Here is a 25496-nt window from a genome sequence, read left to right as displayed (position 1 = left end):
TTATCGTTTCGGCCGTTCGGCCGAGCCGCTGACGCGCTGCATCGCGCCGGTCAAACCCGTCACGGCGGCGAATTGCGGCGCGTACAAGGGCGTGCGCGGCGAATTCGCCGGCTCGCACAGATAGATCTCGTGCCCCGGACGCGCGGTCACGCGCAGGCCAGCCGAACGCAGCATTGCCTCCACGGCGGCATGGTTGGGAACCCACCAGTTGGTCGGATCGCCCGCAAGGCTGTTCTCGATGAAAGCCATCTTGGGCCAGCCCGGCTCCAGCAGCGGCGAACGGTCCTCGATCGAACAATCTCCGGTCTGCGTGGACACCGATTCGCCGGGCATCGTCAGCGTCTGGAAAACCATGTGCCGCTTCGTGCGCTGCGCCAGAAGATCGAGCACCAGCAGCGGGTAGCGCAGGTGGTAGAAAACCCCCATGAACCAGACCAGATCGAAAGTCTCTTCGAACCTGGCGAATTCGTAGACCTCCATCTGCCTGAATTCCACCTGATGCTGCAGCTCAAGCACGTTGGCGGCCCACTTCGCCTGTGCAAGGTAGTGCTCATCGGAATCGATCCCAAGCACCCACGCGCCGCGCCGCGCCAGCTCGAAGCTGTAGAAGCCTGCGTTGCAGCCGACGTCGAGCACGCGCCACCCGGCCAGGTCCCGGGGAAGGAAGGGCTCGATCTGCTGCCACTTGAAATTCGGAAAGTCGCCGCCCAGGAAGTGATTCGGCGAGGTTTGCACCCCTCCAGGCAGATGAAGGTTGTGAAACCACGGCCCGAGCGCTTCGGCCTGCTCAAGCAGGGACTTCATGCCGCCGCCCCCTCTTGAAGCGCCATGACGTAGCCTTCGAGCTCGGCCGCACGATGGGCCGCCGTGTGATGCGCGAGCACCCGCGCGCGGGCAACGAGGCCGGCGGCGATGCGTTCGTGCTCCGGCAAGTCATGAAGCAGATGCAGCACTTCTTCAGGCGAATCGGCGAGGAAGATTTCGCGTCCGGGCGTCAACAGTGTTTCGATGCCTTCCCAGCGGTCGCTGATGATCGGAACCCCACAGGCGGCCGCTTCGAAGATGCGCACGCTCGGCGACCAGCCCGCCGCGATCATGTCCGAGCGCGTCACGTTGAGCGTGAAGCGCTGGCGGCTGTAGAAGGCGCGGTGCGCCGCTGGTGGCAGGTGCGCGGTGTAGGTCACGTTCGCGGGCCATTGAATGCTCTCGGGGTATTGCGGGCCCGCGACCGTGAACCGGCCGAAACTCCAGCGCCGCGCCGGTTCCAGCAGCAGCCGGTCGAGGGTGGGCTGCCGGTCGTCGCTGTAGGTGCCCATGTAGCCGAGGTCCCAATCCTGCGCAACGTTCTCCGGGTAGTAGAGCTCCGGGTCGACGGAGCAATACAGCACGCGCGCAGCCGGCGAACCGTATTCGCGCTCCAGGCGCTCCTGGGTAGGCCCACCGGTGAATGACAGGTACATGTCGTAGCCCGGAATCTGGCGCGCGGCCAGGTAGGCTGTGTCGCCGACGGCAAGCTTCGCGAGCGTGACGGGCGTGTCGATGTCGTAGAAGGCCGTGAGGCCGTCGGCCTGCGACTGCACCCAATCGCCGACTTCGACTCCGTCAGGCACATACGAGCCGACGATCACGAGGTCGGCATCGCCCACTGCCCGTGCATGCACACGGCGCAGTTCATCGAGATCGCTGTAGAGCGCAAGCCGCCCGTGGCGCGCCTTCGGCTGGTCGCGGTTCTGCGCATACCAGGGGACGTCGCGCTCCAGGAAAAGCACGTCGTGCCCGCGCCGCACGAGTTCGCGCACGAGGCCGCGGTAAGTCGTCGCATGACCGTTGCCCCACGAAGACGTGATCGACAGGCCGAGGATGACGATGCGCAAGGTCGGGCGATCCATCATGCGGCCTCTCGTACCGGCCGAGCGGCTTGCCGGCCTTCCAGCAGCGCTTCGACCTGCGCGGCGCGGTGGGCGTAGGTGTGCTCCGCCAGCACGCGGCGGCGTGCCGCCCAGCCGATGCGCCGCGCCATGTCGGCGTCCAGCGATCGCACGTGCGCGGCCACCTCCGCGCCATCGCGCGCGACCAGCACCTCGCTGCCGGGTTGCAGGAAACAGTCGATGCCTTCCCAGTCGTCCGTGATCAGGCAGGCAGCTGCGCCTGCCGCCTCGAAGACACGCGTAGCGGGCGAAAACCCGAAGCGGGCCATGCTGTCGCGGCTCACGTTGAGCACGGCCTTGGGCGTTCCGTTGAACGCGTTGTGGTCCGCGGTGTAGACGTGCCCGATGTAGTCGACGTTGGGCGGCACCGCCTTGTCCTCCCAGCCGCTGCCTCCGAGGATGCAGCGGCGACCAACGAGTTCGGCAGCCGCTGCGAGGAAGAAGCGGTCGACGCGTTCCTCGCGGTCCGGCAGCCGGTTGCCGAGGAACGCGAGTTCGCACATGAAGCGCGGATCGGGCTCGGTCGGATGATGCGTCGAGGGGTCGAGCGCGTTGTAGATCGGGACGCACTGCCGTGCGCCGAGGGCCTCGTAGGCAGCCACGACCGGATTGCCGCCGCCGTAGGTCAGCACGAGGTCGTAGCGCGGCACCAGCGCGCGAAACGGGTCGCTTGCATCGCTCTGCAGGCGCTCCAGCGTGGCCGGCGCGTCGACGTCCCAGAACACGGCCAGCGTCGATGGGCCCTGCAGGTCGAGCACGGCCTCTTCCAGCAAGGCGTCGAACACGCCGACGCCGCTGGCCTTGATCACCAAATCGCAATCGCGCGCCGATTCGACACAGCGCAGTGCCGCGCGCTCGTCGTCGCCCGGGTAGACGATCACCTTGGCCCAGTCGGGGTCCGGCATGTCGCGATGCTGCTGCCGTCCGTACGCGTCGGGCTCGAAGAAGCGCACGCGATGTCCCCGTGCCGCCAACGCACGCACCATGCCCCGGTAGTAGGTGGCGGCGCCGTTCCAGTAGGCTGAAACGAGACTCGAACCGAAGAAGGCGATGTTCAGCTTCGAATGCATGCGGGGCTCCGTTGAGGTTGCGGGGAATCCAGTTCGTCATGGATGGCGAGCAGCTCATCGACGCGGTGCGCGCAGGTATGGCGCGCAAGCACGGTGGCGCGGCCGTGGGCGGCCATGCCGCGCGCGAGATCCGGTTCGTTCAGCAGCATGCGCAGGTGGCGCTGCATCTCGGCGCCATCACGCGCGAACAGGAAGTCCTCCCCGGCGGTGAACAGCGCCTCGGTGTCGTCCCATGGCGCCGACACCAGCGGGATGCCGCAGGCCAGAGCCTCGAAGACGCGAATGGTCGGGATGCCCGGCAGCGCCCGCACGTAAGGACGGCGAGGCACATGCACCGTCACGCGAAAACGCGCGAACACTTTCGGGACCTCGTGGTTGGGCAGCCAGTCGCCGTAGTCGATGCCTGCCTCGCCGAGCCGGTCCAGCGCATGGGCCGGATAGCGCACGCCGTGAATGCGTGTGCGCAAGCCGAGCTTGCGGACCGGCTCCAGGAGGAACTCGCTCAGTTCCGCCTCGCGCTCGTCGTCGCCCCAGTTGCCGATCCAGACGAGATCGCCTTCGTTCCGTTCGTCGGAGAGAGGCCGGAACCGCCGGGCGTCCGCCGCTTCGTGCCAGGTCCACGCCCGCCGCGACCAGCCGTGGCTCCGATACAGGTCGCGGATCACATTGCCGAAGGCGAGAACGCCGTCATAGTGCTCGAGCGCGTACGCGGCCATGCTCTGCGCGTCCGTCGCCGATCGATGGTGGGTGTCGTGAAAAAGCAGCCTGTAGTGGTTGTTGCGGCGACGGTGCTCGCCGATGCGGCGGACCAGAAGATGGCTGTTCCATTCATGGACGAGCACGAGGTCCGCGCCGTCCAATGCGGCGTCGAGATCGAGGCTCTCCAGCGCATAGGTCTTGCTGCGCAGTTCAGGGTAGGCGCGCGCGAAGGCCTCCAGCGGTGCGCGGCCGTGAGACGCTTCGAGCTGCAAACGGCTCCACGCATCTTGCGGCTCGTAGAAGACGATCGAGTGCCCACGGGCGATGAGCTCGCTGCCGATCCCGCGCAGGAAATGCGCGTTGCCGTGGTTCCAGTCGGAAACCAGCGAATGACAGAAGACCACCACGCGCATGTCAGCCCTCCGCATGCGATATGGCATTGACGGCGCCCGCATCGCCCGCATCGCCATGAGCGCGGCGGTACGCGTCGAAATAGGCCCGCACCATGCCTTCGGGCCCATAGCGCAAGGCACGCGCGCGCGCCAGCCGGCCGCGGTGCATGCGCCAGGATGGCTCCGCGATCAGCCGGCGCAGCGTCAAGCGAAGCTTGTCGTGGTCATCGGGCTCCACGTACAGCGCCGCGTCGCCCCACACTTCGCGCAGGCTCTCCAGGTCGCCCAGCACGAGTGCACAGCCTGCGAGCCCTGCCTCCAGTGCGCTCTGCCCGAAGGGCTCGTAGCGCGCGGGCAGCGCGTAGATGGCCGCGCGCGCCAGCTCGGCAGCCAGGCTCTTCGGCGACAGTTCACCCAGCTTGACGACACCGCTCGGCTCGACCGCGTGGCCACCTGGTGCCGCCGCGGATCCGGCGACGCGAATCGGCCACGGCAGGTGCGGCGCGACCGCCTCCAGCGCCTGGATGTTCTTGGCGGCGTCCCATAGCCTGCCGGCGAACAGAATCACTTCTTCCTTGGGGCCGGGCGAAAAAGTCGGCACGCTGCGGCCGTTGGGCAACACCACGCCGCCGCCCCAATAGCCATAGTTCGTGGCGAGCGAATTCAGCATGGCCAGCGTGGGCGCGCCGACGAGGTCCGCCCCATGGAGCCCGCGCCTGACTTCATGCCGGTAGCGCGTCCACAGCGCCGGTGCGGGCTGGTCGTGCACGGCGCGCCACCACGAGAGCACGCACGAATGCGCGACCAGCAACTTGGGCGCCACGAAGGGCAGCGCACCGAAGGCAAACTGATTGAGATGAACGACGTCCGGCTGCAGCGCACGTTCGAGCCGCAGCAGCCAATCGCCAGCCTCTCGCACATCAGCCCACGGGTTCTCCATCCATTCGAGCCGATAGCTGCTTTCGTAGACGGTGGTCGTGGGCAATTGCATGACCGCTTCGCGCTGCGACGGCAGCAAGGGTGCGCCCATCGTCGCAAGCGCGACGCGCACCCCGCGACGGCCCAGCGCACGCGCGAGTTCCAAGGCGTGCGTCCAGACGCCCCCGACGCTGTCGGTAGTCATCAGCACTGTCCGGATGCGAACGTCATCGGCCATAGACGGCATCCAGGACGCGCGCGACCTCCCCCACGCTTCGGATTTCGGGGTCGAAGCCCTCGCCGCCGGCGAGCCGGCGAACCCACTCCAGTGCAGCGCGGCCGCCCCAGTCGTCCGGCGGCGCCGCAAGCACTGTGCTGCGGGTGCCGTCGAAGCGCTCGGCCACGAAGTCGAGAAACGATCCGCCGACATTGCGCATTGCCAGGCCGCCACGCGTGCCGTGGAAGTGCGCCTCGATGACGGCGTCGCGCCCGACCGACAGGTTCCACGAGCAGGCCAGCCTCACAGCCACGAACCCATCAGGGCCGCTGTGGAGGTTGAACTGCACGATGGCGTGGTCTTCCACCACCTCGGGGCGCGGGCCGAGCCGCCGGCCGCCGGCAAAGAGCTGCGCGGCGACGTCACTCACCTCCCAGGCGCCGAGCGTCCACAAGGCGAGATCGACCAGATGCGTGCCGAGATCGATCACGCAACCGCCGCCGGAGAGCTTTGGATCGCGGAACCAGGCTTTGTCCGGCCCATAGGCGTTGTGGAAGACAAGGTCGATGGCGTAGACGTCGCCGATCTCGCCTTCCCGCACAGCGGCGCGTATGCCTCGCATCGCGCTGGTGTGGCGGTACGAAAGATCGACGCCCAGCAGCCGGTTCGACCGCCGTGCCGCCGCAATGACCTTCTGCGCTTCTGCCGCCGTGCGAGCCAGCGGCTTCTGGCAGAAAACGGCGACGCCTTTCGTCAACGCAGCCTCGGCTTGCCCCGCATGCAGCGCGCTCGGAGTGGCGATCACCACGCCATCGAGTTCGAGGTCCAGCAGTGCTTCGAGGCTCTCGCAGGTGGCGGCGTCCGGCGCCAGGGCCAGCGTGTGCGTGCGCAATGCCGTGTCGGGGTCTGCCACGGCAACGATGTCCGCAACGTCCGCATCGGCGATGGCGCGCAGGCGATTGCGGCCGATCCATCCGACGCCAAGAAAGCCGAGCCTCGGCCGGCGCGTGGTGGCAGCGGGCTTCGCGTCCGAGCCGGCCGGCACGCGCAGTTGCTTGATCTGTTCGCTCATCGCAGCTCCTCAGCCGGTCGTGACGACGGCCTTGAGGAAGCCGTCGGGCCGGTCGCGTGTCATGGCGAGGGCGCTGCCCAATTCATCGAGGCCCACACGATGCGTGATGAGCGGCAAGGTGTCGAACACGCCCGAGCACAGCATGTCCACGGCGCCGCGGATGCCCACGATCGCGCGCGCGGGGTCACGCTCGTGCGCATTGATGACATCGATGCCCCGCCAGTTCCAGAGCTGCATGTTCACCTGTCTTGTTCCGTCCTGGTGATAGCCGGCAATCACCAGCCGTCCGCCTTCGGCGGTGAGTTCGCCTGCCAGATCGAGCGGCGCCTGCAGCCCGACGGCTTCGATCACGCGCTCGCACAAATGCCCATCGGTGAGGCGCTTGACCTGTTCGATGACGCGCCAGTGGTCGTTCATCTCGACGGCTTCTTGCGCGCCGCAGGCCCTCGCGATGTCCAGCGCAAAGGGCCTTCGGGAGATGGCGATCACGCGTGCACCCGCGCTGGAGGCCATTCGCGTGAGCAATGCGCCGAGAAAGCCGATGCCGACGATCGCGACCGTCTGTCCGGCGGCAATGCCGCTGCGCCGGAAGATGTTGAAGGCGCAACCCAGCGGCTCACCGGGCACCGGCATGCCGTCGAGCATGGGCGGCAGCGGGACCACGGCGCTTGCATCGGCCACGTCGTACTCGGCGTGGGCGCAGTAGCTGAGCGCGGCCACGCGCTGGCCGACGCGCACTTGGGTGACGCCCTCCCCGCATGCCTCCACGCGGCCCCAGCCCTCGTGACCCGGCGCGCCCGCGGCCTGCGGGTACTGAAACCATTCCCGGCCTTCCCAGAGCGGAATGCTCGATGCGCAAACGCCCGAACCTTCGAGCCGCAGAAGGACCTGGCCTGGACCGGGCTCAGGCCGTGGCACGTGCTTGAGCAGTACGTGGCCCGGCGAGGCGATCACGCCCGCAAGCACTTGGCATCTCCCTCGGCGACCAGGGACTTCCCCGCGGGAGCCGAGACGGACGTTCGCCGCATCTCGCGCAGCCATGCGTAGAGTCGCTCGATGCCGTGGTCGGCACTCGTCTGCGGACGCCAGCCCGTCGCCCGCTGGAAGCGCCGGGTGTCCGAGACGTAGTAGCGCTGGTCGCCCACTCGCCAGGCATCGAAGTCCACCTTCGGCCGCGTGCCGTCGATCGCCTCGATGCGATCGAGCAGGTCCAGCAAGCTGATGACGTTGTCCACCCCGCCGCCCATGTTGAAAGCCTGTCCCGAAAGCCGCTCCATATGCTCGTCGGCAAGAACCATCGCGTTCACCAGGTCGTCCACGTGCAGGATGTCTCGCACCTGCCTGCCGTCGCCGAAGATCGTGATCGGCTCGCGCCGCAATGCGCGCAGCAGGAAGTGGGCGACCCAGCCCTGGTCTTCCGTGCCGAACTGCCGCTGGCCGTAAATGCAGCTCATCCGGAACACCACGGTCCGCAGGCCGAAGCTGCGCGCATAGTCGTGAACGTACTGGTCCGCCGTTCCCTTCGAGCATCCGTAGGGGCTATGGAAATCGAGCGGCCTGTCTTCCGAAATGCCATGCGCCAGCGTCTCGGGTGAAGCCGGCGCGTAGCGTTGCCCGCTCAACTCCAGGGCCACGTCGTCGAGGCCACCGTAGACCTTGTTCGTCGACGTCAGCACGATCGAAGGCGCGCGGGGCTGAGCACGCGCGGCTTCCAGCACATTGAGCGTTCCCAGCGCATTGACCCCGAAGTCTTCCATCGGGTCGACGAGGCTGGTGGTCACAGCGACCTGCGCAGCGAAATGAAAAATCCGCCGCGCCCTGCCCACGGCCCATCGCACCGCTTCGGCGTCGCGCACGTCTTCGACCATCACCGAAAGGCGCTCGCCATGTTGCTGCCTGAGCCATTCGAGGTTGGCCTCAACGCCGGGCCTCGAAAGGTTGTCATAGACCAGCACCGTCCTGCGCTCGCTCATCAGGCGATGCGCCAGGTTGGAGCCGATGAACCCGGCGCCGCCGGTGATGAGCGTGAGGTCTTCATCGCGGCCGAAGCGGATGGATTGCGCCTTGCGCGGTCCTGCCGCGTGGTTGCCGTTCACGCCATGCGTTCGGGTCACGCGACTCGTCATAGCGCCAACCCCCGGGCGGTGAGTTCGTCACGAGCCCGAACGACGTGGTCCACCGCCGCCTGGCCCTCGAGCCATGCCGCCAACTCCGACAAGCCTTCCTGCAGATCGACCTGTGGCTCATAGCCCAGGACTTCGCGTGCACGGCGGATGTCGGCGTAGCAATGGCGGATGTCTCCCACACGGTACTTGCCGGTCACCTCGGGATGCACCTGCTCCTTGCCCACGACCTCCGCCAGCCGACGGGCGATCTCCACGACCGAGCTCGGCTTGCCGCTGCCCACGTTGAAGACCTCGCCCGCTGCTGCAGGCGTTTCAAGCGCAAGCCTGCAGGCGCGCGCGATGTCATACACGCTCACGAAGTCGCGCTGCTGCTGGCCGTCTTCGAAGATCAGCGGCGGACTGTCGTTGAGCAGGCGCGACGCGAAGATCGCCAGCACGCCCGTGTAGGGATTCGACAGTGCCTGGCGCGGCCCATAGGCGTTAAAGAATCGCAAGCCGACCGTCTTGAAGCCGAAGGCCCGGCCGATCATCAGGCACATGCGTTCCTGATCGAACTTCGACAGCGCATACACGGAGGCAAGTGCCGGCGGCTTGTCTTCAGGCGTCGGCGCAGGTGACAGCACATGCCCTTCGGCGTCGTGCAGTTCCCAGTCGCCGCGGCGCAGTTGATCGAACGAGCGCTCCCCCACCACGCGGACCTCGCCTTCGCGCGTGCGATAGAGCCCTTCGCCATAGACACTCATGCTCGAAGCCACCAGCAGTTGAGCGACGGGGCGCTCGATCAGCGCCTCGAGCAGCACCGCAGTCCCGAGGTTGTTGGCGCGCGTGTAGTGCGCGACCTGGTACATGCTTTGGCCGACCCCCACCGCCGAGGCGAAGTGATAGACCGCGTCGACGCCTTCGAGCGCCTTGCGGACGAGCGCCGGGTCGCACACGTCACCTTGCATCAACTCGACTTCCGGGTCCAGGTAGCTCGGACGTCGAGGGCGCTCGCCATGCACTTGCGACGCGAGCGTGTCCAGCGCGCGAACGCGATAACCGTGCGAGAGGAGTTCGTCCGCGACGTGCGAGCCGATGAAGCCGGCGCCGCCGGTGATGAGTACGTGCTGTGCCATGAGACCCTTTCTTCGTGTTTCTTCGTTGTTCGTTCGTTGCTTCGTCGTTGCTTCTTGCGTTGTTCTGGTCGCGTTGCGCGATGGATCAAAGTTGCTGCATTCGAAATCCAGCGCTTTGTACGAGCGCGCCGATCGAGGCGTAGGAAGAAAACGCGGTTACGTCACGGCTGAGTTGGTTTCGCCTTAAACAAGCAACTTTCCTGAGGCGCTTCGAAACCAACGGCTGTAGATTTGGTTTCGTCGCGCTCCGCGACACTGCTGCTTTGACACAGCGGCGATCGAACAACAAAGGGTTCAGCCATGAAGAAGGTTCGGGTTGCCATCGTCGGCGTGGGCAACTGCGCTTGCTCGCTCGTGCAGGGCGTGACGTTCTATCAAGGTGCCGCAGGCGATTTCGTGCCCGGCTTGATGCACGTCGATCTCGCGGGCTATCACGCGGGCGCCATTGAATTCAGCGCGGCCTTCGACGTGAGCGCGCACAAGGTGGGCCGCGATCTCGGCGAAGCGATCTTCGCGCCGCCCAACAACACGATCCGCTTTGCCGACGTTGCGCGGATCGGCGTGGACGTGAAACGCGGAGCCACCCATGACGGCATCGGCCGCTATCTCAAGGGCGTGGTCCCCATCGCGCGCCGCCCCGCAGTGGACGTGGCTGAAGTCCTGAGGAAGACGCGGACGGATGTCGTCGTCTCCTATCTGCCAGTGGGCTCGGAGAAGGCAGCGCGCTGGTATGCGCAACAGGCGCTCGACGCCGGCTGCGCCTTCGTGAACTGCATGCCGGTGTTCATCGCGTCGGATCCTGTCTGGCAGCGGCGCTTTGCGGATCGCGGATTGCCGGTCATTGGCGACGACATCAAGTCGCAGGTCGGCGCGACCATCGTGCATCGCATCCTCACCGATCTTTTTCGCAAGCGCGGAGTTCGGCTGGATCGCACCTATCAGCTCAACTTTGGCGGCAACACCGATTTCCTCAACATGCTGGAGCGCGAGCGCCTCGAATCCAAGAAGATCTCGAAGACGCAGGCCGTCACCAGCCAGCTCGGCAATCCGATGAAGGCTGCGGACGTGCACGTGGGTCCGAGCGACCACGTGCCCTGGCTCGAAGATCGCAAGTGGTGCTACATCCGCATGGAGGGCACGACCTTCGGCAACGTCCCGCTGCAGTGCGAAGTCAAGCTGGAGGTGTGGGACTCGCCCAACTCGGCGGGCGTGGTGATCGATGCCATCCGCTGCGCCAAGCTGGCAAAGGATCGCGGCATCGGCGGGCCGGTGCTGGCGCCTTCGAGCTACTTCATGAAGTCGCCGCCGCAGCAGTTCACCGATGACGAAGCGCGCGAGCTGGTGGAAGCCTTCATCAGGGGCGATGCCGAAGCGATGGGGCCGCCTGAACCTCGCCCTGCGCCAGCCGTTAACGTGGCGGTCGACCCCTCGGAGCAGCGGAAATGATCGAAGCCGTCAAGTTCTGGAACGAGCCCAACAATAAATCGCACTGGGATCTGGAGCTCGATCCCGAGTGGACGCAGTTCGGCTGCATGGCGCGAGAGGCAGCCATGGCGGTGCGCTCGGAGAACCCCGAGATGGTCCGCGTCCTGGGCGGCATCTCGCCGATCGATCCGCACTTCATCGAGCGGTTGCGCAACGATGGCGTTCTCGATCTCATGGATGCGGTGGCTGTTCACGGCTTTCCGCTGGATTGGAACAACTGGCAGATCGATGAATGGCCCTCGCGCATCGCCGAGATCGAAGCTGTCGCGAACATGCCGGTGTGGGTCACCGAAGTGGGGGTTTCGAGCTTCGGCGCCGAGGAAGTGCAGGTGTTCGGCCTCTCGCGTTCGGCGGAACTGCTGATCGGCCGCGTCCCGCGTGTTCACTGGTATTCGCTCTACGATCTTCCGAAGGCGTGGCCCGCGACCACCCGGCATCGTGAGGCCGAAGGGTCGAGCTACTACCGGCATTTCCACATGGGCCTGTTGCGCGAGGACGGCACGCCCAAGCTCGCCTGCCGCCTCTTCAGCGACTATGCGCCCGCCCTCGGCATCTGCCAGTGGTTTCACTTCGAGGATCCGCGCATCGAAGACGCCGTCCTTTGGCTGCGTCAGCTCGGCGTTCGCCATTTGCGCACCGGCTTGAGCTGGGCCGACAGCTTTCGCCCGGACGCCGATCGATGGTTCGACCGGCAGATGCGGCTGCTGGAGCCCTTCGACGTCACGCTCACCTTCTGCTTCACGCCGGAGCATCGCGGCAAGGCACCGCATCACACGAGCCCGCCGCTGGATGTTGGCGAGTACGCCGAGTTCTGCGCACGCATGGTGCGCCGCTATGCGCCGGGCAGCTTCGCGCGCACCCCCCTGCCGGCGCGTGTCGATCCGGCGGTTTCCGTTCGTTCGATGGCATGAGCCATGACGCGCGTTGCGCAATGGAAGCCCACCTTCAGCTGGATCACCGACCAGCTGGCGGTCGGCGGCAGCTTCGATCATCGGCACGTCGACAGGCTCGCCGGTGAACACGGCATCGAGGCCGTCGTCGACCTGCGTCTGGAAGCCAGGGACGACGAGCATCTGCTGCGCAGCCATGGCATCGTGTTGCTGCATCTGCCGACCGAGGACACGTGCGCGATCGAATCCACGCATCTCGCGCACGGCGTGCGGTTCGCGACGCAATGGATGGACGCGGGGCGCCGCGTACTGATTCATTGCGAGCACGGCATCGGCCGTTCGGCAACGCTCGCGCTCTGCGTGCTGGTCGCCCATGGCGCGACGCCCCTGGATGCGCTTGCCCTCGCGAAGAAGCGCCGCGCGGTCATCTCGCCTTCCCCTGCGCAGTTCGAGTGCTGGGTTCGGTGGCTCGAGGACTATCGCCGCGGCCGAGTCGTGGCGTGGTCGATCCCGACCTTCGAGGCTTTCGAGCGCATCGCCTATCGGTCCTTTCCTTCGGCGGAGTGATGCTGGTCTACGGCGATGCCGTACAGCGGGAGCCCGCGACCACGGCGCTCGCGCGGCTTCGGCTCGCCATGCGGCAAGTCGATACGACGGCACCCGGACTGGAGCGCCATGGCCGGCTCACGGGTTTGCTCATCGATGCCGGCATGCTCGCGCAGGGCTTCGCCGATGCGCATTTCGAGCGCTCCGGCGTCGACGCCGCGGGCGTCGAGGAAGTGACGGCGATGCGCCTGGTGATGGCCCTGGCGCACTGTTGCGCCGTGTCGTGGAACTGCAGCTTTGCGCAAACCGCGACGCTGCCGTGGCTCGAGCTTCGCGCCTGCGACCACGCGGCAAGGGACCAATGGCTCGAGATGCGCACGCCGGAGGGCTACGCCTTCTATGCGCTCTATCCGGAGAGCTATCTGCAGGCGGCGTTGCGCTGCCGAGCTTCAGTCTCGGACCCTGCGGCGCCGTGGCGCGTGATCGGCCTCCGCAGCATCGGCACCAGCCTGTCGGCGATGGTCGCGATCGCACTCGGTGCGCCGCTGCCGCTGACGTTGCGGCCGACCGGCCCGCCGTTCGAGCGCCGCATCGAAGCCGAAGCTCCTGCGCGCCTTCCCGGCGGATGCCGCTTTGCGATTGTCGATGAGGGGCCGGGCCTTTCAGGCTCTTCGATGGCGGCGGCGATCCGATGGCTAACGGGCGCGGGCCCGAGAGTTCGGCCGGACCAGCTTCATCTCTTTCCGAGCCACGGCAACGGACCCGGCGCCCATGCGAGCGATGAGGTGCGTCGGCTTTGGGCGCAGGCGCCCCAGTGGGTTTCGGGCTTCGACGCCTCGGTGCTGGAGGCAGGCGATCCGGCCCATCGGTTGTCGAACTGGATTGCGCAAGCACTGGGGCCGCTCGATGAACCGCTGCAAGACATCGGCAATGGCGCGTGGCGCAAGCTGCAGCCGACGGCCGCCTCGCGACCGCCCTCGCATCCATGGCAGGAGCGCCGCAAATACCTGGCGCATGCGTCGGGGCGGCGATGGCTGGCCAAGTTCGTCGGCCTCGGCCGGCGCGGTGTGCATGCGTTCGAACGTGCGAGTGCGCTCGCCGCAGCGGGCTTCTGTCCCGAGCCGGTGGCCTTCTGTCACGGCTTTCTCGTCGAGCGCTGGCGCGACGACATGCGGCCGCTGCCGCCGCAGTTGGCCCCGCCATTGCGCTCGCGGTTTGTCGCGCACCTGAGTGCCTATCTTGCTTATCGCGCCCTGCGTTTCCCGGCTCCGAGCGGCCGTGGCGCTTCGCTGGTTCAATTGCAAGCCATGGCGCGCCACAACACGCAAGAGGCCCTCGGAGCCACGGCGGCCACGGCCTGGCAAGCCAGGGAGTCTCTTGCTGCCTCGCTCCAGGCGCGTGTGATGCCGATCGAGACCGACAGCCGTTTGCATGCATGGGAGTGGCTGATGCAGGAAGACCGCTTTCTCAAGACAGATGCCGTCGACCACCACGCGGCGCACGATCTGGTCGGTTGCCAGGATGTCGCGTGGGACATTGCGGGCGCGACTGTGGAGTTGTCGCTGTCCGACAAAGAAGAGCTGACGCTGATCGGGCAGCTGCGTGCGGCAGGCGTTCGCCTGGACGAGGACCTCCTTCGATTTCTCAAGCCGTGCTATCTGGCATTTCAGATGGGCTACTTCCGGATGGCGCTCGACGACTCACGGGAAGCCGATGACCGGCCACCGCTCGAAGCCGCGCGGGCGCGCTACGAAGCTGGGTTGACGCGGTGGATTGCCAAGGGGGCGCTCTGACGGGGCTCGAAGCCAGGGCCTCGCCTCAGGGGCCAGGCTTGCCGGTCAACTGATCGGCATTGGTCGAAGAGCGGCTGCCCTTCAGGTACATCTCGACCTCCGTCGCACTCGTGCCGACCGCCTTCACCGCTGCTTCGAGCTGATCGCGCGTGACGTCGAGTTCGCGCAGCCATCGATTGACGTTCTCGGGCGAATCCAGATCGACTTTCTGCACCGGCCCGGCGCCCTCCAGCCCCGAGGCCCGCGCCTCCGCTTTTGTGGGCATGACTTTGCTCAGCGGCGGACCATTCGGGTTCGCCGGCGCTGTGGGCTCTTTGGAAGCGGGTGCCATCGTCATCTCCTGTGATGCAGATGCAAAGCTATGCAGTGCCTCGGCCCATCGATGTGCGTGGCACTCTGGCCGGTTTGTAGGACGCTTCAGCGGTCGATGCTGCAAACCTTGCGAATGCGGCGAAGGCACCGGGCCAGGCTCACGGCGGCCGCTTGAGTTTGCGGCGCAGCTTCGCGACGTCGCCGGACGACACCGGGCGCGCGTCATTCCCCCAGGTCGTTCGGATGTGGGTGAGAACCTGCGCGATCTGCACGTCGTTCAGCGTGCGGTTGAACGAAGGCATCTCCGAGGGCGGCTCATCGGTCGTTTGTGCCGCACGTCCGCCTTCGAGCACCAGACGGATGAGGGATGTCGTGTCCTTGCCCAGCACGCTGGGATTGCCCGCCAGGCGGGGTATGCCCGGCGGCAGCCCCCTGCCTTCCTGCTGGTGGCATTGCGCACAGAAGCCGGCGTAGACCGCCGCACCCACGGACTGGGTGCCTGCGGTGTGATTGCCCTTTTCTGCCCACTGCTCACGGTCCGGCTTCGGGTCGTACTGGCCCGAAGGCTGCTGCGCCGGCAATGATTTCAGGTAGCCGGCGATGGCGTTGGCGTCTTCTTCACTGATATAGCGCAGCGATTCGTTCACCGTTTCGGCCATGGTCCCGTAGGCGACCAGCCCGCCGCCCTTGCCGTTCTTCAGGAAGGAGGCGACCGCTTGCTGGTCGATGCGCCCGAGGCCGGCACCGGAGTCGCCCGTCAGGTTGGGCGCGAACCAATCATTGGTGACGGTGCCCGCAAGGAACTGGCTCGACGACTCGTTCTCGCCGCGCTCCTGGTAGCCCATTCCGCGCGGCGTATGGCAGCTGCCGCAATGCGCGGTGGACTGCACCAGGTAGGCGCCGCGGTTCCAGGCGGCATCCCTGCCGGGCTCTGGCTCATAGACGCCCTTCTTGAGGAACGCAAGCTGCCAGAGGCGCAGCATCCAGCGCTGGTTGAACGGGAAAGGCAGCTTCGTCTCGGGTGGCTTCACGGGCACCGGCTCGACGCCTTCCATCAGATAGACGTAGAGCGCCTGGAGGTCTTCTTCGCGCATCTTCGTGTAGGCCGTGTACGGCATCGCCGGATAGAGGCGGCGGCCGCTGGGCGTGACGCCGTCGCGAAGGGCCCGCTCGAAATCGGCGAAGGTGTAGCGTCCGATGCCGGCCTCCTTGTCGGGCGTGATGTTCGTGGTCACGATCGGGCCGAAGGGCGACGGAACACTGCGTGCGCCCGCGAAGGGGCGGCCGCCATTCGGATCGGTATGGCAAGACGCGCAGCCAGCGACCAGCGCGAGGTACTCGCCTTGGTCGCGCAGAGCGGATGGGGACGGGGATAGCGATGGCGGCGCCGCTGCGCACTGCAGGGCCGCCATCGCGGCGCAAGCAAGGGCAAGGCGACGTGGTTGCCGTTTCATGGTCCCGCCCCGGCACCTGGAACCAAGGGACGCCCGTCGCGCTGCAGCAGGCGTTGCGCAGCCACCACCAGCCCGCCGACGAGGTATGCAAGGCCGCCCGGCACCCACATGACCAGGCCACCGAGTTGCTGGTCCTGGAGCGGATCGAAGCCCCATGCGGTGGCCGACTCGATGTACGACGGATACCAGAGCGCCGGTGCCAGCGTCAGCAGCGCGCCGAGCGCGCCGGTATGGGCCATGGTCGTGAACAGCGAGAGCATGGCCGCACCGCCGTTGCTGCCGTTGCCGTTGCCGTTGCCGTTGCCGTTGAGGTTTCGTGCATGCGCTCCGAAGATCGTCCACCAGAACAGCAGCGCACTGCCCAGAAAGCTCGCATGCTGCAAAGCGTGTATCGCGGGGTCCGCCAGGGCCGCCTCGAACAGGCGCGGTGCATGCCAGAGCCAAAGCGCTGCCGCATGCAGGACCCAGGCGACGCTCGCCCGCGTGATGAACCGCCATGTGCCACGAACGCCGCCGGAGCGCATTGCCTTGCCGATGAGCGTTCGTCCGCGCGCGGGAAACGCCCACAGCATCGTGAGCAGCGGACGGCCGATGACCAGCAACGACGCCGCCACGATCATCATCAATTCATGCTGCACCATGTGCGCCGAAAAAAGAGCGCCGCCCAACGCGTCCAGCGGCGACAGGAGCGCGGCGACCAATGCGATCCATCCTGCGGCGAAGGCAAGCGCCTGCCGTTTCAGGATCGCGCGGCTTGATCTCGCACGCTGCAGGAGTGTCCGGTGCCCCGCCGCATACAGCAGGGCCGAGATCAGCAGCGGCAGACTCACACCGAGTTCGAAGTTCCACGAAGGTGCCCATGCGGCGATCGTCGCAGCACCGGTGTGCGCATGCGCCAGCGATGCGCCACAGAGTGCGAATCCTGCTGCCGGGAGATGTCGCAAGCGGATCGAGCGGATCACGTTCGAGCCCCTCCGTCGTCAGAACAGGGGCGCCAGGTAGATGACCGCATAGATCGGCAGCCAACTCGCCACGACGAAATACCAGTACACCGCGTTCTCGCTCACGTCGCTGAACCGCTTGCCTTCGAAGGGGCCGGTGAAGAGCAGGACGCCCAGCACGACCGTATCGACAAGATCGGTGATCAGGTGCGTCGTATGCAGCCCCAGCAGGACCCAGATGACGGAGCCGTAGGCATTGGCGTCCCACGATATGTTGAGCGCGCCGAACTCCAGCGCGCGTACGGCCAGGAAGGCGATCGCGAACAAGGCGCACACCACCAGCCAGCGCCGTGCCACGCGCCGGTTCTCGGCATTGGCGGCGCGCCTGGCGAGTTCGTTGGGCCACATGCTCGCGAAGAGCAGCACCGTGTTGATCGTGCCCCACAAGAGGCGCGGCGGTGCTGCTCCGAGCGGCCATTGGGGCGAAACGCCCCACAGGTAGAAATACGTCATCACGCCGAGCCCGAAGACGGTGCCTTCGATCAGCATCAGTCCGAGGGTGCCCCAGAACATCAGGCTCCGGGTACCGAAGCCATAGGTCGGCAGATGACCGACTTCGAGCCTTGCACCGGGCCTGGCAGGCAGCGTTGCGCCGGGCACGCTCATGGCCTCTGCTCCAGCGCCACGGCATGAGCGTTTTCTCTCTTGTTGGGCCAGAACCAGGCGATCAGGACCGCCGTCAGCGGGAAGGCGGCCCAGACGACCGCCCAAGGCGTGAAGACCGATCCGACGAAAAGCACGGTCGTGGCGACGGCACTCCAGAAGGGCCACGCCGTGGGCATGGGGAAGAGCGGGCGGTTTTCAGGATGCGCCTCGATCACGCTGGTGACCAGGACCTCTCGCGCGTCGGTCGCGAGCCCGCTCACGGTCGACGGTATTCCGTTCGGCTCCCAGAGCGGTTCCGCGGACTGGACCACGGGAATGACGCTGAAGTTGTGCGGGCGCGGCGGGCTGGTGGCCAGCCACTCCAGCGTCGAGGCGCCCCAAGGGTTCGGTCCGGCCACGCGGCCCCGCCACAGGCTCCAGGCGACATTGCCGAGGAAAGTCGCCACGCTGAGTCCGATGGTCCAGGCACCGATCGTTGCCATGAGGTTCAGCGAGTCCCAGCCCATGCCTTCGGGATAGGTCCAGACGCGGCGCGGCATGCCCCACAGACCCAGCAGATGCATCGGAAAGAAGGTGAGGTTGAAGCCGACGAAGAAGAGCCAGAAATGCCAGAGGCCCGCCTTCTCGTTCAGCATGCGCCCGCTGAACTTCGGAAACCAGTAATAGAACGCTCCGAAGAGCGGAAACACCCCGCCGCCGAACAGCACGTAATGCAGATGGGCGACGACGAAGTAGGTGTCGTGCACCTGCAGGTCGATGGAGACCGATCCGAGCATCAGGCCCGTCAACCCGCCCAGCACGAGGATGAAGAAAAAGGCGAGGACGAAATACAGGGGCGTCGCAAGCCGCACGCGCCCGTGCCACAGCGTCGCGATCCAGCAGAAGATCTGCACTGCGGAAGGAACGGCAATGGACAGGCTCGAAGCGGTAAAGAAGGCCTTTCCGAGTTCCGGCAGGTTGGTGGCGAACATGTGGTGGACCCACAGGCTGAAGGCCAGGAACCCCGTCGCGATCAGCGCGAGCACCATGGCCGTGTAGCCAAAGATCGGCCGCCCAGAGAAGGTCGCGATGATGGTGGAGATGAAACCCAGCGGCGGGATGAAGATCAGGTAGACCTCCGGATGACCGAAGAACCAGAACAGGTGCTGCCACAACAGCACGTCGCCGCCGCGCTGCGGGCTGAAGAACTGCGTGCCGACCAGGCGGTCGAGGATGAGCGACGTGCTCGCCAGCATCACGGCCGGCATCGCGAACAGCACCATGAACTGCGTCACCAGCGTGGCCCATACGAAGAGCGGCATGCGTCCGAGCGTCATGCCCGGCGCCCGCATCTTGAAGATGGTGGTGATCAGCACGACCGCGACCAGCAGGCTCGACAGCTCGGTGAAGGTGATCATCTGCGCCCAGATGTCGGGTCCCTTGCTCGGCGAGTAGTCGCCCGAGGACAGCGGGACGTAGCTGAACCAGCCCGTGTTCGGCCCGTTGCCGAACACGAGACCCGCATAGAGAAAGATTCCGCCGAAGAGGAACACCCAGTAGGCATAGGCGTTCATGCGCGGGAAGGCGATGGACCGCGCACCGATCATCAAGGGCACGAGGTAGACCGCCACCGCTTGCATGACGGGCACCGCGAAGAGAAACATCATCGTGGAGCCGTGCACCGTGAAGAGCTGGTTGTAGACGTCGGGGCTCATGAGGCGCAGGCCGGGCCTTGCGAGCTGCGTGCGCATCGCCAGGGCCAGCAGCCCTGCAATCAGGAAAAAAGCGAAGGTGGTCAGCATGAGGCGCCGGCCCAGCGTCTTGTGGTCGATGGCGGACAGCACGCCCCGCCAACCGGGCGGGTCGCGCCATGCCTTCGCCAGCGTGGTGGCGATTTCGGGCGAATCCTCGCCGTCGACCCGCTTCGTGCGCGCGGCGATCGACGCTTGGGCCGGCTTCATTGGAGGGTACCGAGGTAGGCGACGAGGGCGCGCACGTCGTCGGGCGCGAGCGGGTTCGCCGGCATCCAGCTGCCAGGCTTCTTGGCTTGGGGATCGACGATCCAGGCGGCGAGTTCGCTCGGCGTGTTGGCGATGGCGCCGGCCGCGATGGTCCTGCGGCCCGCCAGGTGCGTCAGGTCGGGTCCGAGCGCGCCTTGCGCCGACGTGCCCTTGATCGCATGGCATTGCGCGCAGGTGCCCGACATGAAGATGGCTTGGCCCCGAAGCGCCTCCGCATCAGAAGGCTGCGCGGCGGGCGCTCGCTGCGAGGCCTCCCACGCTGCAAAGTCTTCCGGCGATTCGGCGGTGACCGAGAGCGCCATCAGTGCGTGCTCCTGCCCGCAGAACTCCGCGCATTGCCCGCGGTACACGCCGGGCTTGTCGGCCCTGAACTCGATGGTCGTCGGCCGGCCGGGCAGCATGTCCTTCTTGCCATGCAGGTTCGGAACCCAGAAGGTGTGGATCACGTCGACGCTGTCCAGGGCGATCACGACCGGGCGTCCAACCGGCACGTGCAGCTCGTTGGCGAGCTTGAAATCGGGCGGCTGCCCTTCGGCGCCATAGGACACTTCCCACCACCACGAGTGCCCGACCATGCGGATGTGCAGCGCGTCGTCCACCGCAAGCCGAGACAGCGATCGATCGGTGGAAATGTCGGCGCCCACCAGAACCACCAGCCCCGCCGACGACAGCAGCGTCGCCGCCAGCACGGCGCGTCCTGCGCTCCGCTCGCCCGCGCTGGCGGGATCCGGCACCGCCGGCGAAGGGTGCCGCGCGGACGAGCCCTTTCGCATGGCGACGAGCAGCGCGAGCAGCACGCCGGCGAAGACGAGCATGCACACGATGAGCGTGAACTGCCACAGCCCATAGATGTGAGCGGCCTGGACTCCGGCTGGCGCGAGCGCGTCCTGCATGGCCGCTCGTCAAGCGTGGGCTGCTGGCGAACCGGCTTGCAGGCGGATGGGAATCGACTTGCCCGCGGGCACCTTCGCGCGTTCGGCATGGTGGGCCAGCGGCAGAAGCGGATTGCACTCTGGGTAGTAGCCGGCGGCACAGCCGCGCGGGATGTTGTAGGGCGTGACGCGCAGCCCGTCGACCTCGCGTGTTTCGCCGTCGTCCACCGCGGTCGTCGCGCGGACGATGGCGCCTTCCTCGAAGCCGAGCCGGTCGATGTCGAACGGGTTCATCAACAGCACGCGCCGCGTGCCATGCACGCCGCGGAACCTGTCGTCCAGGCTGTAGATGGTGGTGTTGAACTGGTCGTCGCTGCGGATGGTCATGAGGCGAAGCACGTCCGGCCCGGTCTCCGGCGCATCGGGGTCGACCTCGAGCGAACCGGGCAAGACGAAGTTGGCCTTGCCGGTCGGTGTCTTCCACTCGTGCTTGTTCGCCGAGATCGGCCGTTGAAAGCCCCCCGGCTTGCCGAAGCGGGCATTGAAGTCGGTGAACACATCCGGCCATGTCGCCTCGATCGCATCGCGGATGCGCGAGTAGTCGTCGACCCAGTCGTCCCACGGCACGCGCGGATTCGGCGGCAGCGTTGCCTTGGCGATGCCGGCAACGATCGCGACCTCCGAGCGAAGCGTCGGCGCGGCCGGCTCCGCCACGGCGTGCGATGCATGGAAGTAGCCGGTCGAGTCCTCCATCGAAACCGTTTGCGCTCCGCTGCGCTGGCGATCGATTTCGATGCGGCCCAGGCAGGGCAGGAGGTACGACACCTCGCCATGCACCAGATGTGTCCGGTTGAGCTTGGTGGCGATGTTGACCGTCAGGCGCAGCCGCCGCCATGCAGCTTCCATGCGTCGCGTATCCGGCACCGCACGAACGAAATTGCCCCCAAGGCCGACGAAGGCGCGCACCGATCCGTCGAGCACGCCTTCGCAGGTCTCGACCGTGTTCAGTCCCTTCTTCCGCGGCGGCTCGAAGCCATAGAGTTCCGCCAGCTTGTCCAGCGGCACGAGTTCAGGCTTTTCCGAAATGCCCACCGTGCGCTGTCCCTGCACGTTCGAGTGCCCGCGCACGGGGCAGATGCCGGCACCGGGTCGGCCGATGTGGCCACCCAACAGCAGCAGATTGGTCACCATCTGCACGTTCTGCACCCCTTTTCGATGCTGCGTCAGGCCCATGCCGTAGATGCCGATCACTGCGCGCGCCTTGGCGAACACGCGTGCTGCCGCTTCGATGGCATCGCGCTGCAAGCCGCTCTCGCGTTCGATGGACTCCCAGCTCGTGTCTTCGACGAAGCGCTGGAATTCATCGAAGCCGTGGGTGTGCTGGGCGATGAACCCACGGTCGACGGTGCTGCCCTGGCCGCCATTGGCCGACGGGTCGTCGGCTGCGAGCACCGCCTTGCAGAGCCCCGTCAGCGCAGCGATGTCGCCGCCGATCTTGAGCTGGAGGTACTGCGTGCTGATCGTGGTGTCCGCCGGCGTCAGCATTTCCTTGGGCGATTGAGGGTTCGCGAAATTCACGAGCCCGCGTTCGCGCAGGGGGTTGAAGGTGATGATCGGCACGCCGCGGCGCCGCGCTTCCTGTAGCTGGTGCAGCATGCGCGGACTGCTCACGCCGACGTTCTGGCCGAAGAAGAAGATCGCATCGGTTTTCTCGAAGTCGCCGAGATCGACCGTTCCCACCGGAACGCCGATGCTCTCAGGCAATGCGACCGACGTGCTTTCATGGCACATGTTGGAGCTGTCCGGCAGATTGTTGTTGCCGTAGAGGCGCGCCATGAGCTGGTACATGTAGCTCGCTTCCAGCGATGCCCGCCCCGACGTGTAGAAGACCACCGATTCGGGCGAACTCTCGCGCAGCGAACGCAGTTCGGCGCCAATACCCTGGAACGCGTCTTCCCAGCTCACTTCGAGGTAGCGGTCCGATGCCGCGTCCCACTTCATCGGGACGGTGAGGCGACCGCCCGCTTCCAGGTCGTGGTCGCTCATCTGGAGCAGTCTTTCGACGGTGTTCGATGCAAAGAATTCAGCGGTGCGCCGCTTGGACGTGAGCTCCCAGGCCGTCGCCTTCGCACCGTTCTCGCAGAACTCGGCAGGGTGCGGCTCCGCCGGCTTCGCCCATGCGCAACTCACGCACATGAATCCGTCCGGCTTGTTCTGATGCAGCAGCGCTCTGGCACCCGCGATCGCGATCCCTTCGCGAAGAAGATGCGAGGTCACTGCCTTGAGAGAACCCCATCCGCCCGATGGATGCCGATAGTGCTCGAATTTCTCTTCACTCACGATGGTCTCCGGTGGTTTGACTGTTGTGCTCGAAGCCGTACTCCGCTCTGTACTCCGTACCCCCGAACATCGTGAGCGGATTGCCACCTTGTGTCGTCCCGGCACTGATGACACGGAAGGCGCGGACCTACGAGTGGGCGCTCTTCCTACGGGCGTGCCTGCCGGTTTGCCGCAGCGTCCCTGCATGACCAGGGCTTCGAAGCCTTCCAAGAGTTCCAAGAGTTCCAAGCATTCGGGCGAATTGCGCATCGGCGTCTCGGGCTGGCGCTACGCCGAGTGGCGTGGCGGCGCGTTCTATCCCAAGGGGCTCAAGCAGCGGGAAGAACTCGCCTATGTAGGGAGCGTGCTGTCGTCGACGGAAGTCAACGGCTCGTTCTATTCGCTGCAGCGGCCGCCGCTGTACCAGGGGTGGGCATCCGAGACGCCGGACGATTTCGTCTTCGCGCTCAAGGGCCCGCGCTATGTGACGCACCTTCTGCGCTTGAAGGAAGTCCGCACGGCGCTCGCCAACTTCTTCGCGTCAGGACCGCTGGCGCTCGGCGCAAAGCTCGGACCGATTCTTTGGCAGCTGCCGCCGACCCTGCAATGGAATGCGGACCTGATCGGCGCTTTTCTTTCGCTGCTGCCGAAAGACACCGAAGAAGCGAAGGCGCTCGGTCGCATGCACGACCAGCGCACGGCGGGCCGCACGTGGCTGCAATCGGATGGCGAGCGGCCGCTGCGGCATGCGCTCGAGGTCCGCCATCCGAGCTTTGTCGACCCGGCGTTCATCGCCCTGCTTCGCGAACATCGCATGGCGCTTGTCGTGGCGGACACCGCCGGGCGATTTCCGCTGATCGAGGACGTCACGGCCGACTTCGTCTACGTGCGGCTTCATGGCGATACCCAGCTCTACGCCAGCGGCTACAGCGACGAGGCGCTGTCACGATGGGCGCGCCGCATCGAGGCATGGCGCGATGGCGGCCAGCCGCCCGATGCGCGGTGCGCGTCCACCCGTGCGGCGCCGAAGTGCGCGCGCCGCGACGTCTATTGCTACTTCGACAACGACGTCAAGGCGCACGCGCCGCACGACGCCATGCGGCTGGCCGAGATGCTCGGTGCATCAGCCGGCCGGCTTGCCGCCCGTGCTGGCAATGACGTCGCCGCTGGTGAAGCCCGCTTCGAAGGAAGCGAGAAGAGCGCAAAGGACGTAAAGGATGTGAAGGACGTAAAGGCCCGCGATCCCGGCCGGCTGTCCAGGCCGGCCCATCGGCGAGTCGGCGCCAAACTTGGGTAGCTTGTCCGGCTTCTGCCCGGCACTTGGCTGCGGCGGCGTCCTCACTCACCCATTGCATTGGCCTTTCCTTCAGGCGATACCCAGGTACCTCTTCACAGCCGCGATCCTCGTGCCGCACGCGGCGACCGCCGCTCGCAGGCGGCCTTCCGTCACTTGCAACTCCTGCATCCAGAAACGCAGTTGGTAGACGTCGTTGAGGTCCACATGATCGAGATCTTGCGGAACGAACTGACGGGGACGAGGGGCGTGTGCTTGGATTTCCATGGAGCAGTCCTGGTGCGTGATTCGGCTTGTGTGCCTTTACTCCGGCAATAGTCGTGCCATGCCGGCGACGGCTGCGGCACTGGAACGTCGGCCAACCCGCCAGGCAGCTGCTTGAAAAACTTGCGGCAACTTCGGCCGGGCGGCCGGTAGTTCCGTCGAACCGGCGCCACCGGCTAGACCTCCTGGATGCCGACGATCTGCAGATAGAACGCGGTCTCGCGCATCGTCATGCCTTCTTCGAGCGCCGAGAGCTCCAGGCGCTCGAAATCGTGCGACAGCCATTCGAAAAGCCGCGAGACCGGCGCGTCTTCGAGCGACACCGAGTCCTCCCATCCGCCCAGGCGCGCCGAAGCGCTTGCCATCATCCGGCGCAGGAACACAGCGCGGCAGATCCGGAGTTGGCTCAGATCCTCCGCGGTGAACGAGCCGCGTATGGCCAGGAGTTCGCGGTGGTAGTTGTCGAATCGCTGGGAGATCGTCGCGCCGTCCCAGCCCGGCGGCTCGCCGCGCCCGCTGACGCGCAGCACCCGCGCCAATTCACGCAGGACCTGCATGAGCGCCAGTTGCTGGAGAAGGCACAGCCCCAAACGGACGTGGGGTGACATGAACGCTCCCTATGCCGGGTTCGTGTCGCCACCGCTCCGCTTGATCGACGCAGCCAGTGCTTCGCGATCGGCGATCAGCGTCCGGGCTCTCTGCGCAAGTGCGCGCAGGGCGCTGGCGCCATCGCCGTGGGGAGTCGCGAGCACCAGGCGGCAGCTGTAGTTGCCGGCGCGCAGATCCGCATGTCCGCTCACGTGCCCCTCGCGGCTCACGCCATCGAGCTGCAGGGTCACGTCCCAGCCTTGGTAGTTGAAGTGGTGCCCCGCGTGGTTTCCCGCAAGGGCCAATGGAGGGGTGCCGGCGCCCGGCTCGTTTGCTTGCATGATGGTGTTCTGGTGTACGGCCTCCATGTAGGCAAATGCCGTGCCCAAGTGCCCGCTCCCGACTGCCGAGCTTGATTCGTGCCTGGCGCCCGCGGTCGGTAAGAGTTGCCGCAAGAACTACCGGGGTGCGGTCGCTCACGCGCGCCTTGCGATGCACATCCGCAGGCCTCGATGCGGCGCATAATTTCGGGCTT

The 25496-nt window shown here is 66.4% G+C and carries 24 protein-coding genes; 5 read left to right on the top strand and 19 right to left on the bottom strand.

Annotated features, from left to right (window positions below; genetic code table 11):
• Genes AC1DSF_RS27535 through AC1DSF_RS27495 form a run of 9 tightly spaced genes read right to left on the bottom strand, consistent with a single transcriptional unit; the run spans position 1 to position 9537 of the window.
• On the bottom strand, positions 1–804 hold the full coding sequence (locus AC1DSF_RS27535) for a TIGR04290 family methyltransferase (RefSeq protein WP_478128384.1): 804 nt from the start codon (positions 802–804) through the stop codon (positions 1–3).
• Positions 801–1892, bottom strand: coding sequence for a CgeB family protein (locus AC1DSF_RS27530; protein ID WP_478128383.1), 1092 nt, complete (start codon positions 1890–1892; stop codon positions 801–803). Before AC1DSF_RS27530 ends, AC1DSF_RS27535 begins: the two co-directional genes overlap by 4 nt.
• Positions 1889–2998 (bottom strand): CgeB family protein, encoded by a 1110-nt coding sequence (locus AC1DSF_RS27525; RefSeq protein ID WP_478128382.1) that lies wholly within the window; start codon positions 2996–2998, stop codon positions 1889–1891. Before AC1DSF_RS27525 ends, AC1DSF_RS27530 begins: the two co-directional genes overlap by 4 nt.
• Positions 2983–4110, bottom strand: coding sequence for a CgeB family protein (locus tag AC1DSF_RS27520; protein WP_478128381.1), 1128 nt, complete (start codon positions 4108–4110; stop codon positions 2983–2985). Before AC1DSF_RS27520 ends, AC1DSF_RS27525 begins: the two co-directional genes overlap by 16 nt.
• 1 nt (position 4111) lies before the next feature.
• Positions 4112–5245, bottom strand: coding sequence for a glycosyltransferase family 4 protein (locus tag AC1DSF_RS27515; RefSeq protein ID WP_478128380.1), 1134 nt, complete (start codon positions 5243–5245; stop codon positions 4112–4114).
• Positions 5235–6296 carry a Gfo/Idh/MocA family protein gene (locus tag AC1DSF_RS27510; protein ID WP_478183784.1) on the bottom strand — a complete coding sequence of 354 codons (1062 nt, stop codon included), beginning with the start codon at positions 6294–6296 and terminating at the stop codon, positions 5235–5237. The genes AC1DSF_RS27515 and AC1DSF_RS27510 overlap by 11 nt, the downstream gene beginning before the upstream one ends.
• Positions 6297–6305: 9 nt before the next feature.
• Complete coding sequence (locus AC1DSF_RS27505) at positions 6306–7262, bottom strand: MDR/zinc-dependent alcohol dehydrogenase-like family protein (protein WP_478128378.1); 957 nt, start codon at positions 7260–7262, stop codon at positions 6306–6308.
• A complete protein-coding gene (locus tag AC1DSF_RS27500; RefSeq protein ID WP_478128377.1) occupies positions 7247–8410 on the bottom strand; it encodes a GDP-mannose 4,6-dehydratase in 1164 nt (387 codons plus the stop codon). Before AC1DSF_RS27500 ends, AC1DSF_RS27505 begins: the two co-directional genes overlap by 16 nt.
• 8 nt (positions 8411–8418) lie before the next feature.
• Positions 8419–9537 carry an NAD-dependent epimerase/dehydratase family protein gene (locus tag AC1DSF_RS27495; protein ID WP_478128376.1) on the bottom strand — a complete coding sequence of 373 codons (1119 nt, stop codon included), beginning with the start codon at positions 9535–9537 and terminating at the stop codon, positions 8419–8421.
• Between the two features lie 300 nt (positions 9538–9837).
• On the opposite strand from AC1DSF_RS27495, the gene AC1DSF_RS27490 reads away from it, so the two are divergent.
• Genes AC1DSF_RS27490 through AC1DSF_RS27475 form a run of 4 tightly spaced genes read left to right on the top strand, consistent with a single transcriptional unit; the run spans position 9838 to position 14251 of the window.
• Entirely contained in the window at positions 9838–10983 is a 1146-nt protein-coding gene (locus AC1DSF_RS27490; RefSeq protein WP_478128375.1) for an inositol-3-phosphate synthase, read from the top strand.
• A complete protein-coding gene (locus AC1DSF_RS27485; RefSeq protein ID WP_478128374.1) occupies positions 10980–11933 on the top strand; it encodes a glycoside hydrolase 5 family protein in 954 nt (317 codons plus the stop codon). Before AC1DSF_RS27490 ends, AC1DSF_RS27485 begins: the two co-directional genes overlap by 4 nt.
• 3 nt (positions 11934–11936) lie before the next feature.
• Positions 11937–12479, top strand: a complete 543-nt coding sequence (locus AC1DSF_RS27480) for a protein-tyrosine phosphatase family protein (protein WP_478128373.1) — start codon at positions 11937–11939, stop codon at positions 12477–12479.
• Complete coding sequence (locus AC1DSF_RS27475; protein WP_478128372.1) at positions 12413–14251, top strand: hypothetical protein; 1839 nt, start codon at positions 12413–12415, stop codon at positions 14249–14251. Before AC1DSF_RS27480 ends, AC1DSF_RS27475 begins: the two co-directional genes overlap by 67 nt.
• A 25-nt stretch (positions 14252–14276) precedes the next feature.
• On the opposite strand, the gene AC1DSF_RS27470 is transcribed toward AC1DSF_RS27475, so the two are convergent.
• The 7 genes from AC1DSF_RS27470 to AC1DSF_RS27440 form a co-directional block, all read right to left on the bottom strand.
• Positions 14277–14516, bottom strand: a complete 240-nt coding sequence (locus AC1DSF_RS27470) for a DUF3606 domain-containing protein (RefSeq protein WP_478128371.1) — start codon at positions 14514–14516, stop codon at positions 14277–14279.
• A gap of 205 nt (positions 14517–14721) precedes the next feature.
• Positions 14722–16017, bottom strand: a complete 1296-nt coding sequence (locus AC1DSF_RS27465; protein ID WP_478128370.1) for a c-type cytochrome — start codon at positions 16015–16017, stop codon at positions 14722–14724.
• Entirely contained in the window at positions 16014–16979 is a 966-nt protein-coding gene (locus AC1DSF_RS27460) for a cytochrome c oxidase assembly protein (RefSeq protein WP_478183783.1), read from the bottom strand. Before AC1DSF_RS27460 ends, AC1DSF_RS27465 begins: the two co-directional genes overlap by 4 nt.
• 18 nt (positions 16980–16997) lie before the next feature.
• Positions 16998–17624, bottom strand: coding sequence for a cytochrome c oxidase subunit 3 (locus AC1DSF_RS27455; RefSeq protein ID WP_478183782.1), 627 nt, complete (start codon positions 17622–17624; stop codon positions 16998–17000).
• Entirely contained in the window at positions 17621–19564 is a 1944-nt protein-coding gene (ctaD, locus tag AC1DSF_RS27450) for a cytochrome c oxidase subunit I (RefSeq protein ID WP_478183781.1), read from the bottom strand. Before ctaD ends, AC1DSF_RS27455 begins: the two co-directional genes overlap by 4 nt.
• On the bottom strand, positions 19561–20517 hold the full coding sequence (locus AC1DSF_RS27445; RefSeq protein WP_478128367.1) for a cytochrome c oxidase subunit II: 957 nt from the start codon (positions 20515–20517) through the stop codon (positions 19561–19563). The genes ctaD and AC1DSF_RS27445 overlap by 4 nt, the downstream gene beginning before the upstream one ends.
• A 9-nt stretch (positions 20518–20526) precedes the next feature.
• Positions 20527–22839 (bottom strand): FdhF/YdeP family oxidoreductase, encoded by a 2313-nt coding sequence (locus tag AC1DSF_RS27440; protein ID WP_478183797.1) that lies wholly within the window; start codon positions 22837–22839, stop codon positions 20527–20529.
• 181 nt (positions 22840–23020) lie between these two features.
• Here AC1DSF_RS27440 and AC1DSF_RS27435 point away from each other — a divergent pair, with 181 nt between their 5' ends.
• The gene (locus AC1DSF_RS27435) at positions 23021–24112 is read left to right on the top strand and encodes a DUF72 domain-containing protein (RefSeq protein ID WP_478183780.1); all 1092 of its coding nucleotides are present in this window, start codon (positions 23021–23023) and stop codon (positions 24110–24112) included.
• 69 nt (positions 24113–24181) lie between these two features.
• Here the strand turns inward: AC1DSF_RS27435 and AC1DSF_RS27430 are convergent, their stop codons facing one another.
• The 3 genes from AC1DSF_RS27430 to AC1DSF_RS27420 all read right to left on the bottom strand — a co-directional run bounded on the left by AC1DSF_RS27430 (position 24182) and on the right by AC1DSF_RS27420 (position 25350).
• Entirely contained in the window at positions 24182–24376 is a 195-nt protein-coding gene (locus tag AC1DSF_RS27430; RefSeq protein ID WP_478128365.1) for a DUF3606 domain-containing protein, read from the bottom strand.
• Positions 24377–24549: 173 nt separating this feature from the next.
• Positions 24550–24981 (bottom strand): hypothetical protein, encoded by a 432-nt coding sequence (locus tag AC1DSF_RS27425; RefSeq protein ID WP_478128364.1) that lies wholly within the window; start codon positions 24979–24981, stop codon positions 24550–24552.
• A 9-nt stretch (positions 24982–24990) separates the two neighbouring features.
• The gene (locus tag AC1DSF_RS27420; RefSeq protein WP_478128363.1) at positions 24991–25350 is read right to left on the bottom strand and encodes a hypothetical protein; all 360 of its coding nucleotides are present in this window, start codon (positions 25348–25350) and stop codon (positions 24991–24993) included.
• Positions 25351–25496: the final 146 nt, after the last annotated feature.

The sequence above is a fragment of the Variovorax sp. 01N429 genome (assembly GCF_056399425.1).
Note: the sequence above shows the minus strand (reverse complement) of the source record. Positions and strands in the feature narration are given on the sequence as shown.

Bases quoted from the DNA above. Each gene is read 5' to 3' on its own strand.
- AC1DSF_RS27535 (WP_478128384.1), bottom strand. From the start codon at position 804: ATGAAGTCCCTGCTTGAGCAGGCCGAAGCGCTCGGGCCGTGGTTTCAC.
- AC1DSF_RS27530 (WP_478128383.1), bottom strand. From the start codon at position 1,892: ATGATGGATCGCCCGACCTTGCGCATCGTCATCCTCGGCCTGTCGATC.
- AC1DSF_RS27525 (WP_478128382.1), bottom strand. From the start codon at position 2,998: ATGCATTCGAAGCTGAACATCGCCTTCTTCGGTTCGAGTCTCGTTTCA.
- AC1DSF_RS27520 (WP_478128381.1), bottom strand. From the start codon at position 4,110: ATGCGCGTGGTGGTCTTCTGTCATTCGCTGGTTTCCGACTGGAACCAC.
- AC1DSF_RS27515 (WP_478128380.1), bottom strand. From the start codon at position 5,245: ATGGCCGATGACGTTCGCATCCGGACAGTGCTGATGACTACCGACAGC.
- AC1DSF_RS27510 (WP_478183784.1), bottom strand. From the start codon at position 6,296: ATGAGCGAACAGATCAAGCAACTGCGCGTGCCGGCCGGCTCGGACGCG.
- AC1DSF_RS27495 (WP_478128376.1), bottom strand. From the start codon at position 9,537: ATGGCACAGCACGTACTCATCACCGGCGGCGCCGGCTTCATCGGCTCG.
- AC1DSF_RS27490 (WP_478128375.1), top strand. From the start codon at position 9,838: ATGAAGAAGGTTCGGGTTGCCATCGTCGGCGTGGGCAACTGCGCTTGC.
- AC1DSF_RS27485 (WP_478128374.1), top strand. From the start codon at position 10,980: ATGATCGAAGCCGTCAAGTTCTGGAACGAGCCCAACAATAAATCGCAC.
- AC1DSF_RS27480 (WP_478128373.1), top strand. From the start codon at position 11,937: ATGACGCGCGTTGCGCAATGGAAGCCCACCTTCAGCTGGATCACCGAC.
- AC1DSF_RS27470 (WP_478128371.1), bottom strand. From the start codon at position 14,516: ATGCCCACAAAAGCGGAGGCGCGGGCCTCGGGGCTGGAGGGCGCCGGG.
- AC1DSF_RS27465 (WP_478128370.1), bottom strand. From the start codon at position 16,017: ATGAAACGGCAACCACGTCGCCTTGCCCTTGCTTGCGCCGCGATGGCG.
- AC1DSF_RS27455 (WP_478183782.1), bottom strand. From the start codon at position 17,624: ATGAGCGTGCCCGGCGCAACGCTGCCTGCCAGGCCCGGTGCAAGGCTC.
- ctaD (WP_478183781.1), bottom strand. From the start codon at position 19,564: ATGAAGCCGGCCCAAGCGTCGATCGCCGCGCGCACGAAGCGGGTCGAC.
- AC1DSF_RS27445 (WP_478128367.1), bottom strand. From the start codon at position 20,517: ATGCAGGACGCGCTCGCGCCAGCCGGAGTCCAGGCCGCTCACATCTAT.
- AC1DSF_RS27435 (WP_478183780.1), top strand. From the start codon at position 23,021: ATGACCAGGGCTTCGAAGCCTTCCAAGAGTTCCAAGAGTTCCAAGCAT.
- AC1DSF_RS27430 (WP_478128365.1), bottom strand. From the start codon at position 24,376: ATGGAAATCCAAGCACACGCCCCTCGTCCCCGTCAGTTCGTTCCGCAA.
- AC1DSF_RS27425 (WP_478128364.1), bottom strand. From the start codon at position 24,981: ATGTCACCCCACGTCCGTTTGGGGCTGTGCCTTCTCCAGCAACTGGCG.